The organism is Ruegeria sp. CDSA079 (assembly GCF_059612245.1).
Map to the genome: position 1 here is coordinate 135,228 of NZ_JBXWQF010000001.1, position 14,898 is coordinate 150,125.

13 protein-coding genes are annotated in these 14,898 nt (G+C 58.9%); 10 read left to right on the forward strand and 3 right to left on the reverse strand.

Annotation, left to right across the window (positions count from 1 at the left end; all coding sequences use genetic code 11):
• The 10 genes from AC2FJZ_RS00640 (at window position 1) to AC2FJZ_RS00685 (ending at window position 12,431) form a co-directional block, all read left to right on the forward strand.
• Window positions 1-1,416: a YcjX family GTP-binding protein gene (locus tag AC2FJZ_RS00640; protein ID WP_496775717.1), complete on the forward strand. Its 1,416-nt coding sequence runs from the start codon at window positions 1-3 to the stop codon at window positions 1,414-1,416.
• On the forward strand, window positions 1,413-1,868 hold the full coding sequence (locus AC2FJZ_RS00645) for a GNAT family N-acetyltransferase (protein WP_496775719.1): 456 nt from the start codon (window positions 1,413-1,415) through the stop codon (window positions 1,866-1,868). The genes AC2FJZ_RS00640 and AC2FJZ_RS00645 overlap by 4 nt, the downstream gene beginning before the upstream one ends.
• A complete protein-coding gene (locus AC2FJZ_RS00650) occupies window positions 1,861-2,850 on the forward strand; it encodes a YcjF family protein (RefSeq protein WP_496775720.1) in 990 nt (329 codons plus the stop codon). The genes AC2FJZ_RS00645 and AC2FJZ_RS00650 overlap by 8 nt, the downstream gene beginning before the upstream one ends.
• Window positions 2,851-2,910: 60 nt before the next feature.
• Window positions 2,911-3,621, forward strand: coding sequence for a VIT1/CCC1 transporter family protein (locus tag AC2FJZ_RS00655; protein ID WP_496775721.1), 711 nt, complete (start codon window positions 2,911-2,913; stop codon window positions 3,619-3,621).
• 75 nt (window positions 3,622-3,696) lie between these two features.
• Window positions 3,697-5,013, forward strand: a complete 1,317-nt coding sequence (locus AC2FJZ_RS00660) for an SDR family oxidoreductase (protein ID WP_496775722.1) — start codon at window positions 3,697-3,699, stop codon at window positions 5,011-5,013.
• Complete coding sequence (locus AC2FJZ_RS00665) at window positions 5,013-5,492, forward strand: DUF2269 family protein (protein WP_496775907.1); 480 nt, start codon at window positions 5,013-5,015, stop codon at window positions 5,490-5,492. Before AC2FJZ_RS00660 ends, AC2FJZ_RS00665 begins: the two co-directional genes overlap by 1 nt.
• A gap of 79 nt (window positions 5,493-5,571) precedes the next feature.
• Window positions 5,572-8,277 carry a DUF2339 domain-containing protein gene (locus AC2FJZ_RS00670; RefSeq protein WP_496775723.1) on the forward strand — a complete coding sequence of 902 codons (2,706 nt, stop codon included), beginning with the start codon at window positions 5,572-5,574 and terminating at the stop codon, window positions 8,275-8,277.
• 163 nt (window positions 8,278-8,440) lie between these two features.
• Window positions 8,441-11,353 carry an isoleucine--tRNA ligase gene (gene ileS, locus AC2FJZ_RS00675; protein WP_496775724.1) on the forward strand — a complete coding sequence of 971 codons (2,913 nt, stop codon included), beginning with the start codon at window positions 8,441-8,443 and terminating at the stop codon, window positions 11,351-11,353.
• A 78-nt stretch (window positions 11,354-11,431) separates the two neighbouring features.
• A complete protein-coding gene (locus AC2FJZ_RS00680; RefSeq protein WP_496775725.1) occupies window positions 11,432-11,887 on the forward strand; it encodes a methylated-DNA--[protein]-cysteine S-methyltransferase in 456 nt (151 codons plus the stop codon).
• A 76-nt stretch (window positions 11,888-11,963) separates the two neighbouring features.
• The gene (locus tag AC2FJZ_RS00685; RefSeq protein ID WP_496775727.1) at window positions 11,964-12,431 is read left to right on the forward strand and encodes a hypothetical protein; all 468 of its coding nucleotides are present in this window, start codon (window positions 11,964-11,966) and stop codon (window positions 12,429-12,431) included.
• 22 nt (window positions 12,432-12,453) lie between these two features.
• On the opposite strand, the gene AC2FJZ_RS00690 is transcribed toward AC2FJZ_RS00685, so the two are convergent.
• The 3 genes from AC2FJZ_RS00690 to AC2FJZ_RS00700 all read right to left on the reverse strand — a co-directional run bounded on the left by AC2FJZ_RS00690 (window position 12,454) and on the right by AC2FJZ_RS00700 (window position 14,843).
• Window positions 12,454-13,149 (reverse strand): CDP-alcohol phosphatidyltransferase family protein, encoded by a 696-nt coding sequence (locus AC2FJZ_RS00690; protein ID WP_496667554.1) that lies wholly within the window; start codon window positions 13,147-13,149, stop codon window positions 12,454-12,456.
• 69 nt (window positions 13,150-13,218) lie between these two features.
• Complete coding sequence (locus tag AC2FJZ_RS00695; RefSeq protein ID WP_496775728.1) at window positions 13,219-14,139, reverse strand: tyrosine recombinase XerC; 921 nt, start codon at window positions 14,137-14,139, stop codon at window positions 13,219-13,221.
• Window positions 14,136-14,843 (reverse strand): DUF484 family protein, encoded by a 708-nt coding sequence (locus AC2FJZ_RS00700; RefSeq protein WP_050603154.1) that lies wholly within the window; start codon window positions 14,841-14,843, stop codon window positions 14,136-14,138. The genes AC2FJZ_RS00695 and AC2FJZ_RS00700 overlap by 4 nt, the downstream gene beginning before the upstream one ends.
• Between the last annotated feature and the right edge of the window lie 55 nt (window positions 14,844-14,898).

Below are 14,898 nucleotides of genomic sequence, written 5' to 3' on the forward strand. Positions count from 1 at the left end.
TTGGTCATCTCATCACTGGCAGACAGTCTTGTGCGCGGTGTCGAAACCATCGGCGACAGCGTGTCCGAAACGTTTTTCGAGCCGGTCATCCGTCTGGGTGTCACCGGGCTGGCACGGTCGGGCAAGACGGTTTTCATCACCTCGCTGGTGGCGAACCTGCTGGACCGGGGGCGCATGACCGGGCTGGCCGCACAGCAGGAGGGCCGGATCAATGCCGCCTATCTGCAGCCGCAGCCGGACGATACAGTGCCCCGGTTTGACTATGAAGCGCATTTGTCCGCCCTGACAGGTCCTGCGCCCCATTGGCCGGACAGCACCCGCGCCGTGTCTGAATTGCGCCTGTCCTTCAAAGCGCGACCCGCCGGGCTGCTTGCCGGGTTGCAGGGGCCGCGTACGATACATCTGGATATCGTAGACTATCCAGGTGAGTGGCTGCTGGATTTGGCTTTACTGGACAAATCCTTCGAAGACTGGTCGCAAGAAACCCTGACACGCATGGAGACACGTGCTGAAGCAGCTGAGTATCTGGCGCAGGTAAATGCAACTGACCCGTCCGGTGCGCATGACGAGCCAACGGCGCAGGCGCTGGCGTCGTCGTTTACCACCTATCTCAATCAGGCACGTGACGTCGGTTTTTATGACTGCACGCCGGGGCGTTTCCTGTTGCCGGGTGACCTGGCGGGCTCGCCGGTTCTGACTTTTGCACCTTTGGCACTGTCCGGACCGTCGCGCCGCAAAACTCTTCACCGCGAGATGGAACGGCGGTTTGAGGCCTATAAATCCCAGGTGGTGAAACCCTTTTTTCGCGACCACTTTTCGCGCATCGACCGGCAAGTGGTTCTGGTTGATGCGCTGGGCGCAATCCACAAAGGTCCGCAGGCGGTCGAGGATATGCGCCGCGCGATGGCCGATATCCTGTCGGCCTTTCGTCCGGGCCGGAACGCGTGGCTCAGCCAGCTGTTATTAGGCAAACGGGTCGAACGCATCCTGTTTGCGGCGACGAAAACCGACCATCTGCACCACACGCAACACCCCCGCATGACTGCAATCATCGAAGCCCTGACGCGCGAGGCACGAGACCGGGCAAATTTTGCAGGAGCCCAGACGGCGGCCCTGTCTTTGGCCTCGCTGCGCGCGACGACGGAAGAACTGCGCAGTCACAATGGGGTAGAGTTGCCATGTGTAAGGGGCACTTTGTTAGAGAGCGGGAAGCAGGCCGCTTTTTATCCGGGCGAATTGCCCGAGGATCCAGCGCATCTTTTGGGCCCGGCGCGAAACGGGGCGGACAGCTGGTTGGATGAGGACTATGGATTCATGGCATTTGCCCCGGCGCATCTGACCCTGAAACCCGGCGATGGCCCCCCGCATATCCGTCTGGATCGCGCGGTCCAATTCCTGATCGGAGACAGGCTGTGACTGTGGCCCTGCGCTCTGCACGGACAACAGATGCCGGTACCATCGGGACAATCCTGCATGGTTTTACCTTGGAAAACGACTGGATGCCCGCGCTGCACAGCTGCGCCGAGACCATCGCCTTTTGTGGTCGGATGATTGACCAGAATTGGGTCACCGTGGCCGAAACCGAATATGGTGTGGTCGGGTTTCTTGCGCTCAACGGCACGGAAATCCATTCGCTCTATCTGGATGCGCAGGCGAGGGGGCAAGGGATCGGGCAGCAACTGCTGGATCACGCGAAATCGCGCCAATCCCAGCTTAGCTTGTATGCATTTCAAGCAAACACACGCGCCTGCAAGTTTTATGAACGCAATGGCTTTGCCGAAGTGGGGCGCAGGGATGGCGCGGAAAACGACGAAAACCTGCCGGACATAAGATTTGTCTGGCACAGCAAAGGTATGACTCATGTCTAAAGGTCCGGTTCTGATCGATCTAGAAACGGATGAACCCGCCGCCGATGTCGCGCAGGCCCCGCCGGTACCGGATATCGCGCAACCTCAGGGGCAAGCGATGCAGAGCGCGGTGCGGCTTGCGTCCCGCAAACCGTCGGCGCTTGCGCGTTGGTTCTGGGGCTTGGCCTTGGCTGTTATTGGCGCGGCCGTTTCTGTCGCCGCGTGGGATTTCGCGACCTCGCTGGTGGCGCGGACGACCGTTCTGGGGTGGATCATCACCGGCTTGCTGGCCGCACTGGTTCTGGTGACGCTGATCATAGCTCTGCGCGAACTGGCGGCTTTGGGGCGCTTGTCGAGGGTCGATGGAATGCGCCGCGCGGCGGATACGGCCTTGGCAGACGGCGATCTGGCCCAGGCACGCGTTGTCACCAATCGTCTGATCACTTTTTACAAAGGGCGGGAAGAGACCCGCTGGGGCCGCGACCGACTGGCAGAGCGTATGGGCGATCAATTCGATGCCTCGGCGTTGCTGAGCCTTGCCGAACATGAACTGCTGGCCCCGCTCGACGAGGCCGCCAGTCGTGAAGTCGAGGCCGCCGCCCGGCAGGTCGCCACCGTGACCGCATTAGTACCATTGGCTTTGGCAGATGTTGTGACAGCGCTGGCCGCATCGCTTAGGATGATCCGCCGCGTTGCGGAAATCTATGGCGGTCGCGCCGGCACGCTGGGCAGTTGGCGTCTGACCCGTGCCGTTTTTGTACATCTGGTCGCCACAGGGGCGGTGGCCGTTGGCGACGATCTGCTTGAACCCGTTTTGGGCGGATCCGTCCTCAGCAAGTTGTCACGGCGTTTTGGAGAGGGTCTGGTCAACGGCGCCCTCAGCGCCCGCGTGGGCGTGGCCGCGATGGAGGTTTGCCGCCCGCTGCCGTTCTCGGACAGGCACAAACCGTCAACGCGGGGCATCATCAAACGTGCCCTGCAGGGCCTGTTTTCCAAGGGTTGATCCAAAGCAAAGCGTCATTACCCACCCTTCGGCACACTGAGTATGTCGGAGGAACACGCCATGACGGATCACGGTCACAGCCCGCAGGAAATCGTCGAACGGATCAATGCACCGCCCGGCCGAGGTGTGTTACGCGATGTTGTATATGGCGGCATCGACGGGTCCGTCACCACTTTTGCAATCGTGGCTGGCGTTGCTGGGGCGGGTCTTTCCCCGTTCGTCATCGTGGCGTTGGGACTGGCGAATGTGCTGGCTGACGGATTTTCCATGGCCGCCGGCAATTATTCAGGTACCAAGGCCGAACTGGACAACATTCGACGTATTCGGGCGATTGAGGAAAGCCACATAGCTTTGTACCCGGATGGCGAGCGGGAAGAAGTGCGAGAGATTCTTGCGCAAAAAGGGCTGTCGGGAACCGTTTTGAACGAAGCTACGGCAGAGATTACATCGAGCCGTGAAAACTGGATCAACCTGATGATCGAGGGCGAATATGGATTGGGCAGCGTTGATCCACATCCGATGAAGGCTGCGCTGGCTACGTTTTTTGCATTTCTCGTGGCCGGGATGATCCCCCTGCTTCCGTTTTTGGCATCGGTCCCGAGTGCATTTGCGATGTCAGCATGGATGACCATGGGGGTCTTCTTTGCGATAGGCGCGCTCAAAAGCCGATGGTCGCTGGCCCCTTGGTGGAGGTCTGGAATTGAGACGCTGTTGATCGGCGGGCTGGCCGCGTTGATCGCTTATCTGGTTGGGTCACTGTTTCATCCTTAATTGTCGCAGTCTGCGGATCACAACTGGCCATTGCCACCCAGTCAAATAGATAGGTTTAAAACAGGTGAAAGGCCGATGGCAGGTCACGATATTTCTAAAAAAAACGTTTTAATTTTGGGGTCTTATGGCTTCATTGGCGCTGAAGTCACGCGGACTTTGCAGGCCGAAGGTGCCCGTGTTCAAGGCATGGTGCGCAATCTTGCGTTAGGGGCAAAAGTATTGCCGGGCGTGCCGCTGACAAAGGGTGATCTTCGCACGCTCGTTCACAAGAAAGATTGGCAGGACTTGCTTGTCGGCGTGGATGTCGTGGTGAATTGTGCGGGCGCGTTGCAGGATAACGCAAGCGACGATCTTGAATCAGTTCACCACACCGCAATTTCAGCCTTGGCAAAGGCCTGCGCAGAAAGCGGTATCGGCGTTGTCCAGGTTTCCGCCATCGGAGCAGAACCGGACGCAAGCACCCATTTCCTGCGCAGCAAGGCGGCCGGAGATGCCGCTTTGCGTGCGTCAGGCGTTCCGCTTTGGGTGCTGAAGCCGGGGCTAGTCATCGGGCAGACGGATTATGGCGGGACGGCGTTGTTGCGTATGTTGGCTGCTGTTCCATGGGTGCAGCCACTGGCTTATCCTGATACACCGGTTCAGAGCATTGGGATGGCTGATCTGTGCAACGTTGTGATCTCTGCTGTTGACGGGCACTTGCCTCAAGGCCGTTATGATCTGGTCGAGGATACACCCCACAGATTGTCAGACGTGGTTCAGAATACGCGGCAGTGGCTTGGGTTTCCTGCTGCGCGGATCGGTTTTACCGTGCCGCCCGTCATGACGTATGCCGTTGCGAGGCTGGCAGATGGGCTGGCCTGGTTTGGGTGGCGGTCCCCGCTGCGCAGCACTGCGATGGCCGTCATGGCAGATGGCGTGACCGGGGACTCCGCCCCTTATCGGGCAGCAACAGGGCGCGGGTTTGCTTCTTTGCCTGATATTTACGCCGCGATTCCCTGCGCGCGTGAACACCGGTTGAGCGCGCGGATGGCCTTATTGATGCCACTGGTGGTGGCGACGCTCAGCCTGTTCTGGCTGTTGTCGGGATTGTTTGGATTGACGGGCTTGTCCACTGCCTTGGAGGTTCTGACCGGAGCAGGGTGGTCAGCACCTATGGCCATGACAAGCGTTGTGTTCTGGTCTTTGGTCGACATTGCGCTGGGCTTGGCCGTCCTGTGGCGTCCGTGGGCTGCCCGGGCCTGTTTGGCGCAGTTTGGTGTGGCCTTGTTCTATCTGATGGCCGCCTCAATCACTGCACCCGACTTGTGGTCTGACCCGCTGGGTCCCTTGGTAAAAATCCTGCCTGCGATGATCTTGTCGCTTGTTGCGCTGCCGATGCTGGCCAGTCGATGATGGATCCCGACCTGATCCTGCGCTGGTTGCATGTCATTGGTGCCTGTGTCCTGCTGGGTACGGGGGCGGGAATCGCCTTTTTCATGCTGATGGCGCATCGCAGCAACGACCCGAAGATCGTCGCGCATACGGCAGGTATTGTTGCGCTGGCTGACCTTCTGTTCACGACAACGGCGGTGATCCTGCAACCCATAACCGGCGCTCTGTTGGCCTGGCGCATTGGGTGGTTGTTGAGCGAAGGGTGGATTGTACTGTCTCTGGTGCTTTACGTGCTGACCGGCCTGTTCTGGTTGCCGGTGGTGTGGGTGCAACTCAGGATGCGGGATTATGCCCGAACCGCCACGGAACAGGGGACACCGTTGCCGCCAGACTACCACCGTCTGTTTCGATTTTGGTTCGCCTGCGGGGTGCCTGCCTTTCTCGCAGTGCTGACCATCCTATGGTTGATGATTGCGCGCCCGGCCATTTCAGTGATTTAAGCCGGGTGGAAGCTTTCCTGTCTGTTATTGCTCATCGCCTCAAGATAGCCTTGCCACAAGACAAAGATCGGAGACCGTGTTGGAATCGCTACTTGTTCTTGTTGGGCTGATTGTTCTGGCAATCCCGGTGACTCTGGTTGTGCTGTTGGTTAGGCAGACCCGGTTGCACCGTCGCGTGGCAGATCTGGAAGCGCAGATTTCAGCCCTGTCTTCAGGTGATGCGGTGGTCTCTGAGGGCTCGGTTGAAAAGGCATCCGATCTTCAGTCTGCAGCAGAGAAGGAAGCCCGCAGGCCCGCCCCTTGGGCCGCGCCCAAACGGCAGGAAGATGAAGCTTCAGTTGAAACGACGGATGTGTCTTCACCTGCCTACGTATTCAATCATGACCGTTTTGCAGCACTAGGCGCTTGGTTGCGCGAAAACTGGTTTTATGTAGTCTCAGCCTTGTCGCTGGCCTTGGCCGGAATCTTCCTTGTGCAATACGGCGTTGAAAACGGATTGCTGCCTCCGGTGGCTCGCGTATTCGCGGCGCTTGGGTTCGGGTCGCTTCTGATCGTGGCGGGTGAAGTCTTGCGTCGGAAATTCGGCGATGACGAGGACGCGACAACTGCCTATTTGCCCTCTGTCTTTTCCGGGGCCGGGCTTGTCACCCTCTTCGGAGCCATTCTGGCCGCGCGCCAACTGTACGATCTGATCGGTGCTGAGGCGGCGTTGGTTGGGATGGTTGCCGTCGCTTTGATTGGGCTTGTTCTGGGGTGGTTCCATGGCCCGCTATTGGCGGCGGTTGGTCTGATCGGAGCATTAGCTGCCCCCTTCATGGTCGGCGGTTCGTCCGAGGACCCCTCGTGGCTTTATGCCTATTTCCTTCTGGTTGCCGTTTTGGGGCTGGGCATCGATACGGTGCGGCGCTGGGCGTGGGTGTCGGTTCTGACTGTATTCGGGTCCTATTCAGCGAATTTGTTGTTGGTAATGGGCGCTCCCAACACGGAACCGGGTTATCTGATCGCCGCCTTGATACTGGCGCTGTTGGTGACCGCCATTCCTACGCGGCGCATCTGGCCGGATCATTCGGGCCCTATGATCTCTCAGATGATCCGTCATCCAAAAGCGCGCCCATGGCCGGATTTTCCAACCAGACTGGCCGCCGGAGCCATCGCAGTAAGTTCGGCGATTTTGGCCTGGCATTGGGCGGATTCGACAGCCGAGTTCTGGCTGGGCGTTACCTTGCTGACTGCACTTGTGCTGGCCCTGCTGCTTTGGGCCAGGGATGCACCCGCGCTTCAGGACTTGACCGTCCTGCCCGCGGTTGGGCTTGTGTTCTACGTCCTGGTGCATGGGCTTGATCACGGCGCAGTTTTTCGCAGTTTTGCCGCCACCTATGCGGAAACGGCTGAGGCTGATTATCCGATGGTCATCACGGTGCTGGTCGCGTTAGGGGCATTGATCTCGATCCTGATGGCGTGGCGGTCTGCGAAAGCAAGCAAGTTTCGCGCGATCTGGGCCGGAGGGGCCGCTCTGTATGCCCCCATAATGGCCATCGGGTTGGAGGTCGGCTGGCACCCGGCCTCTGTGATCGGAGCATACCCCTGGGCTTTGCACGCAGTCGCGCTGGCCGTCTTGATGGTGGTTCTTGCGGAACGATTTGCACGTGTCGACGGAGAGGACCGGATGCGTGCTGCGCTGGCCACTTTGTCTGCGTTGTCCTGTCTGGTCTTTGCCTGCGTTATCGTGCTCAGCGCGGCGGCGCTGACGGTGGCGTTGGTTGCCAGCGTTGTTGTGGCAGCAGCTTTGGACCGCAGGTTCACTTTACCCCCGATGAGCTGGTTCATCTGGGCCGGTGTCTTCACCGTTACCGTTCGACTGGTGCTTGATCCGGGACTGGATTGGGCAAATTCGGCCCCGGTGCCGGAGATGACACTTGTTTACGGCTCGGCCACGCTGGGATTTGTGGCGGGCTGGTGGGTGTTGCGCCCCTTGCAACGCCCGGTGGCGTCATTGCTGTTGGAAAGCGCAGCTTGGGCGACGGGCGGCATTCTGCTGTCCCTGTTGCTGCTGCGCTGGCTTGAAGGGTTTGGAGAAGGCGGCGCCGACAACAGCCATTGGGGTCTGGGTCTGCTGGCGGTCATCTGGCTGCTGCTGGCCTTTGCTCAAATTCAGAGATTCGGGTTGGGTGGCAAGCTGAACTATGCGCGTTACGTGTTGGCGGCGTTTTTTGTGGCGCATGGCATGTTCCATCTGACGCTTGCAGTGTCAGAGCAAAACCCGCTGTTGAATCCAAACGCCGATCCGGTGCTCGGCCTGCCGGTTCTCAACACGCTGGCTATTGCGTATCTGCTGCCTGCGCTGATCATCGCTGGATCCGTCTGGCGGATCAAGGACATGCCCAAGCAGATCTCGATGACAAGCTACGTTGTGGCGGGGGGCCTTGCGGCCATGTGGTTAGGTCTGACAATCCGCCATGTCTGGCAGGGCGCTGCGGGCATGTTTGAAGGCAACGGAGTCACGCAGCCCGAGCTTTACACCTATACGCTGGTTCTGCTGCTGATCGGAGCTGCGCTGTTCTATCAATCCCTGGCCCGTGGATCGGATCTGATGCGGAAGGCAGGGCTTGTCGTGATCGGGCTGGCCGTGGCCAAGGTCTTTCTGATCGACATTGCCGGTCTTGGCGGGTTGATCCGGGTGTTCTCGTTGCTGGCGCTAGGCCTTGCTCTGGCTGGTCTGGCGTGGTTGAACCGCTGGGCCAAACTGCGCCATTCGCCGCACGGGGCAGAACCTCTGGACCATTAGGCACGGGCGTCTTATAAGCCCCGCATGCATGACCGTCTGGCCATCATTATTCGAATTATATCCCCGGCGCTCTGATATCGCGAGACGCCGGGCAAAGGTGCTTGAGAATTCGCACTGACCGCTTCGATCCACACACGACAAGATCATCCTGAGGACGCCCCCAATGTGCGCCGACACGACCCAAACACCTGATTACAAAGACACGCTGAACCTGCCCAAAACTGAGTTCCCCATGCGCGCCGGCTTGCCCAAGCGCGAACCCGCATGGCTGGAACGCTGGGAAGAGATCGGCGTCTATGACCGCCTGCGCGAGAAAGAGGGCCGCACGCCCTTTACCCTGCACGACGGCCCGCCCTATGCGAACGGCCACCTGCATATCGGCCACGCGCTGAACAAAACCATCAAGGACATGATTGTGCGGTCTCATCAGATGATGGGCTTTGACGCGCGCTATGTACCTGGCTGGGACTGCCACGGTCTGCCCATCGAGTGGAAGATCGAGGAACAGTACCGCAAGAAGGGCAAGAACAAGGACGAGGTGAACATCGTCGATTTCCGCCAGGAATGCCGCAAGTTCGCCGAGGGCTGGATCGACATCCAGCGCGAAGAGTTCAAGCGTCTGGGCATCACCGGCAACTGGCCTGATCCCTACATCACCATGGACTATCACGCCGAGGCTGTGATCGCTGACGAATTCATGAAGTTCCTGATGAACGGTACGCTTTATCAGGGCTCAAAACCCGTGATGTGGTCGCCTATTGAAAAGACCGCGCTGGCTGAGGCCGAGGTCGAGTATCATGACAAGGAAAGTTTCACCATCTGGGTGAAGTTCAGGGTCGTGAACGCGGGTGATCTGGATGACGCTTTTGTAGTTATTTGGACGACCACCCCTTGGACCATGCCGTCAAACAAGGCGGTCGTGTACGGTAAGGATATCTCTTACGGCCTCTACGAAGTCACCGGAGCACCAGAAGAATGCTGGGCTAGCGTAGGAGACAAGTTCCTGCTGGCCGACAATCTGGCCGCCGATGTGTTGGGCCGCGCGCGTCTGAACGACGACCAGTGGAACCGTGTTCGTGACGTGACTGCCGATGAGCTGGAAGGCGTCCAATTGACCCACCCGTTGGCCGGGGCCGAAGGCGGCAACGGCGAATGGGACGACATCCGCGATTTCCGCGTCGCCGACTTCGTGACCGACACAGAAGGCACCGGCTTCGTTCACTGCGCGCCGTCGCACGGTATGGAAGAATTCGAGCTGTACCGCGATCTCGGCATGCTCGAGCAAGTCATCACCTACAACGTGATGGACGATGGCTCGTTCCGCGCCGATCTGCCGTTCTTTGGCGGCAAGTACATCCTGTCCCGCAAGGGCGGCGAAGGTGATGCGAACAAAGCCGTCATCGACAAGCTGGTCGAGGTCGGCGGACTGCTGGCACGTGGCAAGATCAAACACAGCTATCCGCATTCGTGGCGCTCAAAGGCTCCGATCATTTATCGCAATACACCGCAGTGGTTTGCATCCGTTGACCGCAAGCTGGACGACGGCATGGGCGAAATGGGTGACACCATCCGCGAACGCGCGCTGCGGTCCATCGACGAGCTGGTGAAGTGGACCCCACAGACCGGTCGCAACCGTCTGTATTCGATGATCGAGGCGCGACCGGACTGGGTTCTGTCCCGCCAGCGCGCCTGGGGCGTGCCGCTGACCTGCTTTACCAAGAAGGGCGCTCTGCCCACCGACGCGGATTACCTTCTGCGCAATGAAGAGCTCAACGCCCGCATCAAGACGGCGTTCGAGCAGGATGGCGCAGACATCTGGTACACCGACGGCTTCAAGGAGAAGATCCTCGACGGTATCGCAGATCCGGTTGACTACGATCAGGTGTTCGACGTGTTGGACGTTTGGTTTGACTCTGGGTCGACCCACGCGTTCGTTCTGCGCGACCGAGTGGACGGCACCGAGGACGGTATTGCCGATGTCTACATGGAAGGCACCGACCAGCACCGCGGTTGGTTCCATTCGTCCATGCTGCAGGCTTGCGGCACTAAAGGTCGTGCCCCTTACCGTAACGTTGTTACCCACGGCTTCACGCTGGATGCCAAAGGTAACAAGATGTCCAAATCGTTGGGCAATACCATCGTGCCGGAAGAGGTCATCAAGCAATATGGCGCTGACATTCTGCGCCTGTGGGTGGCGCAGACCGACTATACCGCTGACCAACGGATCGGACCTGAGATCCTGAAGGGCACCGCCGACAGCTATCGCCGTCTGCGCAACACCATGCGGTTCATGCTGGGATCATTGGCCGATTTCACCGAGGCGGACCGGGTTGCACCCGAGGATATGCCGCGTTTGGAACGCTGGGTGCTTAGCCGTCTGGCCGAACTGGATGAGCAAGTGCGCAAAGGCTATGCGTCCTTCGACTTCCAGGGCGTGTTCAGTGCCGTGTTTACGTTTGCCACGGTCGATCTGTCGTCTTTCTATTTCGACGTTCGCAAAGATGCGCTGTATTGCGATGGCGACAGTCTGCGCCGACGTGCGTCGCGCACCGTTCTGGACATTCTGTTCCACCGCCTGACCACCTGGCTGGCCCCAGTATTGGTGTTCACGATGGAAGAGGTCTGGCTGGAACGCTTCCCGGGAGATGACAGCTCGGTCCATCTGGTGGATTTCCCGGAAACACCCGCCAACTGGCGCGATGCTGAACTGGAAACCAACATGGCCAAGGTGCGCCGCGTGCGCCGTGCGGTAACTGCCGCGCTTGAGATCCAGCGTCAGGATAAGGTCATCGGCTCCAGCCTCGAAGCGGCACCGATTGTGCATGTCGAAGATGGTGAAACCCGTGATCTGCTGGCCACGTTCGACGTGGACGACATGTGCATCACCTCAGGTCTGACCGTGACCGGCGATCCGGCCCCGGCCGAGGCGTTCCGCGTACCGGAAATCGAAGGCGTTGCGGTGGTCTTTGAAAAAGCCGAAGGCGAGAAATGTCAGCGCTGCTGGAAAATCCTGCCCGACGTTGGCCGCCACACCCATCCGGGTGTGTGTAGCCGCTGCAACGAAGCACTCTGCTAACTTTTACCCTCAGCCCATCGGCTGGGGGTTTTTCTTTCCTGACTTGCAACAGCTTTAGCGATCTGAAACGCTGCGCCTATGTCAATGATTGCCGTAGAAACCCAATTTGGACGTCTGGGTGTCGAAGAAACGGACGGAGCCCTCACACGTCTGGTCTGGGATGGCCAGGACGTGGGAGAGCCGACGGATCTGTTGCGCGAAGCTGCCGCGCAGTTGAAGGCGTATGACGACGGACGACTCGACAGGTTCGACTTGCCGTATCATGTACACGGGTCGATGTTTCAGAAACAGGTTTGCGACCTGATGTACGCCATTCCGCTTGGCGAAACCCGGACATACGGCGATATCGCAAAAGAGTTGGGACAACCTGCGCAACCAGTCGGGCAGGCTTGCGGCGCAAACCCGATTCCGGTGATCATCCCGTGTCACAGAGTGCTGTCCGCGACGAGTTTGGGTGGCTTTTCCGGAGCAGGTGGGGTCGAGACCAAAGTGGCCCTGTTGCGTCATGAAGGGGCTGCCGGCCTTTTGATCTGATCCGTGAAATTCGGTTGCAATCCGTCAGCGGTGGGCACACCATATATGTGTTGTTGAATTTGAAGGACCGCATTGAATGACCACTGATCAAGATCGCACCGCCCGAAAGAAGGCTGTCATTGACAGGCTGATGTCACTTGAAGCGCAAGAGCTTGCAACAGCGCAGGCGCATTACGATGCGTTTTTGAAGGATGCTCAACTGGACGACCGGGAAGGTCACGACAAGGATGACCTCGCCGCTTCGCGCGAGAACGCTGACCTTGCGGCTGCGTTTGACGCACCCGTGCACGCGCATCACGCCAAGATCGACGTGATTGAAAACACCGATTTCAGCCTGACTGACACGGTTCAGCCCGGCGCAGTGATCAAGTTCAACAATCGCAGATTTGTCGTGTGCGTTTCGACCACCCGGTTCGAGGTGGATGGAAAGACCTATATGGGCATTTCAACCCAAAGCCCGATTTATCTGGCCATGGTGGGCTTGCAAGAGGGCGATGTCTTTACCCATAACGGCACCGAGTTCGAGGTGCAGGATGTCATGTAACTGGATTGCTGGCGGCGCTGCGTCAGACGCGGCGCTGTGGTATGATCTGCTGCGCGATGCCTGCAAAGGTCAGATACAGACTGGTGATCACCAGACCCCAGTGCGCCCAGCTTTCCGGATGAAAATCCACCCAGGCCGCCCAACCGGCAAAGAACGTCCACGCCAGTGCCATGGGCAGGGTCAGACTGCGCCAGCGTTCGGTGCGCACGGGATGGACAAACTTCAGCGGCAAGAACATTGCGAGTGAAAGCAGTGTGACCAGCAGCAAAATTATCCAGAAATTCGGTTCGAGCGCGAAGATTACGATAACAAACATGTTCCAGCATCCCGGAAAACCGGAAAAGGAGTTGTCCTTAGTCTTCATCCGGGTGTCCGCGAAATACATCGCGCTGGCAAAAGTTATGACGATGATCGCAAACCATCCAGTCCAACCGTCCATCAGCCCCGACTTGAAGAGGGCAAAGGCCGGTATGAACACATAAGTCAGGTAGTCGATAATCAGATCCAGCAGCACACCGTCAAATTCGGGCGCGTTGTGCTTTACGTGATAATGACGCGCCAGAGGGCCGTCGATGCCGTCCACAACGAATGAGACAACCAGCCAAAGATACATAAGGCTCCATTTTTCTTCGACGGCGGCCAGCATTGCGAGCATGGCAAACACGGCGCCTGTTGCAGTGAAGAGATGGACGGAAAGAGCTTTGAATCTGAGTGTCATACAAGCGTCATGACGGATGCACACCAGAGATGCAAACCAAAAGCCCCGCGTTTCTGACCGATGTTTGCATCAAGCTTTGGGATGCGCACGATTGTAGACCTCCATCAACCGTGCAGTATCCACGGCGGTATAGGCTTGGGTGGTTGAAAGCGATGCGTGGCCCAGCAGTTCCTGAATGGCGCGCAGGTCTCCTCCGGCCGAAAGCAGATGCGTAGCAAAGCTGTGTCGCATGGCGTGGGGCGTTGCGGTTGCGGGCAGGCCCAATTGCATTCGGGCTTTGGCCATGACGCCCTGTATCGCACGTGGGTTCAACGCCCCGCCGCGGACACCGCGGAACAAAGGCGCGCTCAGTTCCTGCGGGTGAGGGCAAAGTTGCACGTATCGGTCGACGGCTTCACGGGCGGCAGGAAGCACCGGTACGATCCGCTCTTTGTCGCCTTTGCCGATGATACGCAAGCTGGCGGGTAAAGGTGCGTCCGCGCCAGTCAGCGACAGCGCTTCGGATATGCGCAATCCGCACCCGTAAAGCAACGTGACCACCGCCACATCCCGCGCGGCAACCCAATCCGAGAGGGATTGCAGCTCGACCGTTTCGATCATGGCGCGGGCGGCGTCTTCGGCCAAAGGGCGCGGCAGTTTCTTGGTGAATTTCGGCGCGCGCGTGGACAGGACAGCGGTGGGTTCAAAGCCTTCGCGTTCAGCCAGCCAGCGGTAGAAGCTTTTGACGGCTGAAAGCTTGCGTGCCAGTGATCGCGCACTGACATCCGCGCTGCGTTGATCTGCCATCCAGGCGCGCATGTCTGATACGGTGATCCGTTCCAGTGCTTTCAAACCCTGCTGTTCGGCATGGTGCAGTGTCATGAACGACAGGAACTCGGTCACATCGCCGCGATAGGCTGTTTGCGTGTTCTCGGACCGTCCCGCCAGCGCACCCAGGCTGTCCAGCCAATGCTGCAGCGCGTCGCGGCAGGCGGGTGAGATCAAACTCACGACAGCCAGTGGCGCATCGAGCGTTCGAACACGCCAGCGAAAAAGCTCAGAAGATCGGTGCCCAACTGCGGCGTGAAATGCCGCGGATTCCGAGCGCCCATGACGATCATTCCCGGTAAACGACCGGGGCCAAGGTCAAGCTTCAGACACGCTTCGGACCGCAACTGATCTGCAAGCGCGCCAAAAATACGCCGGTTCGGATGATGAACCTCGCGAAGCGTGACGTCGCGGGCCGGGCCGCCGCGATCAATGGTCAGGTATTGGTCGATGAAGCCGGGTTCCGCAATTGTAAGAACGCCGCCCAGCTTGTCGACCGCAGGGTCGTCCTGAACCACGGTAGTTTCAAGAACCAAAGTGATGTGATCAACGCGCAAAATATCAGCTACGTCCGAGCCAAGCGCGCGCAGGAAATCTTCGAACTCAACCGGCTCCAGCAGGCGCAGAATGGCGCGATGCACCTGGTTTGTGCCTGCCAGGTTTTCGTAAGCCGCCGCAATCACAGACCGGTGGGTATCTTCCAACCGGTCCAACCGCGCCTCAAGCCGTTGCATGGCGATGCCACGCAGATCGATCACATTGTCGCCGCGTGCGCGTTCATTGGCACTTACCAGCGCCTGCATCAGATCCTTGTCGTCCAGCACGACGTCAGGCTCAGCCAGAATCGCCGCGCGGAGGTTATCCTCGAGTTTGGGGTTGCTGCTCATGTCCCGTCCGGTCTTTTTTTGTTGAGCGGTTTATAACATGCCGGACCGGTTTTGC

Excerpts from the sequence above, each read along its gene's own strand:
- AC2FJZ_RS00660 (WP_496775722.1), top strand. The coding sequence starts at position 3,697 with ATGGCAGGTCACGATATTTCTAAAAAAAACGTTTTAATTTTGGGGTCT.
- ileS (WP_496775724.1), top strand. The coding sequence starts at position 8,441 with ATGTGCGCCGACACGACCCAAACACCTGATTACAAAGACACGCTGAAC.
- AC2FJZ_RS00700 (WP_050603154.1), bottom strand. The coding sequence starts at position 14,843 with ATGAGCAGCAACCCCAAACTCGAGGATAACCTCCGCGCGGCGATTCTG.
- AC2FJZ_RS00650 (WP_496775720.1), top strand. The coding sequence starts at position 1,861 with ATGTCTAAAGGTCCGGTTCTGATCGATCTAGAAACGGATGAACCCGCC.
- AC2FJZ_RS00685 (WP_496775727.1), top strand. The coding sequence starts at position 11,964 with ATGACCACTGATCAAGATCGCACCGCCCGAAAGAAGGCTGTCATTGAC.
- AC2FJZ_RS00655 (WP_496775721.1), top strand. The coding sequence starts at position 2,911 with ATGACGGATCACGGTCACAGCCCGCAGGAAATCGTCGAACGGATCAAT.
- AC2FJZ_RS00665 (WP_496775907.1), top strand. The coding sequence starts at position 5,013 with ATGGATCCCGACCTGATCCTGCGCTGGTTGCATGTCATTGGTGCCTGT.
- AC2FJZ_RS00690 (WP_496667554.1), bottom strand. The coding sequence starts at position 13,149 with ATGACACTCAGATTCAAAGCTCTTTCCGTCCATCTCTTCACTGCAACA.
- AC2FJZ_RS00680 (WP_496775725.1), top strand. The coding sequence starts at position 11,432 with ATGTCAATGATTGCCGTAGAAACCCAATTTGGACGTCTGGGTGTCGAA.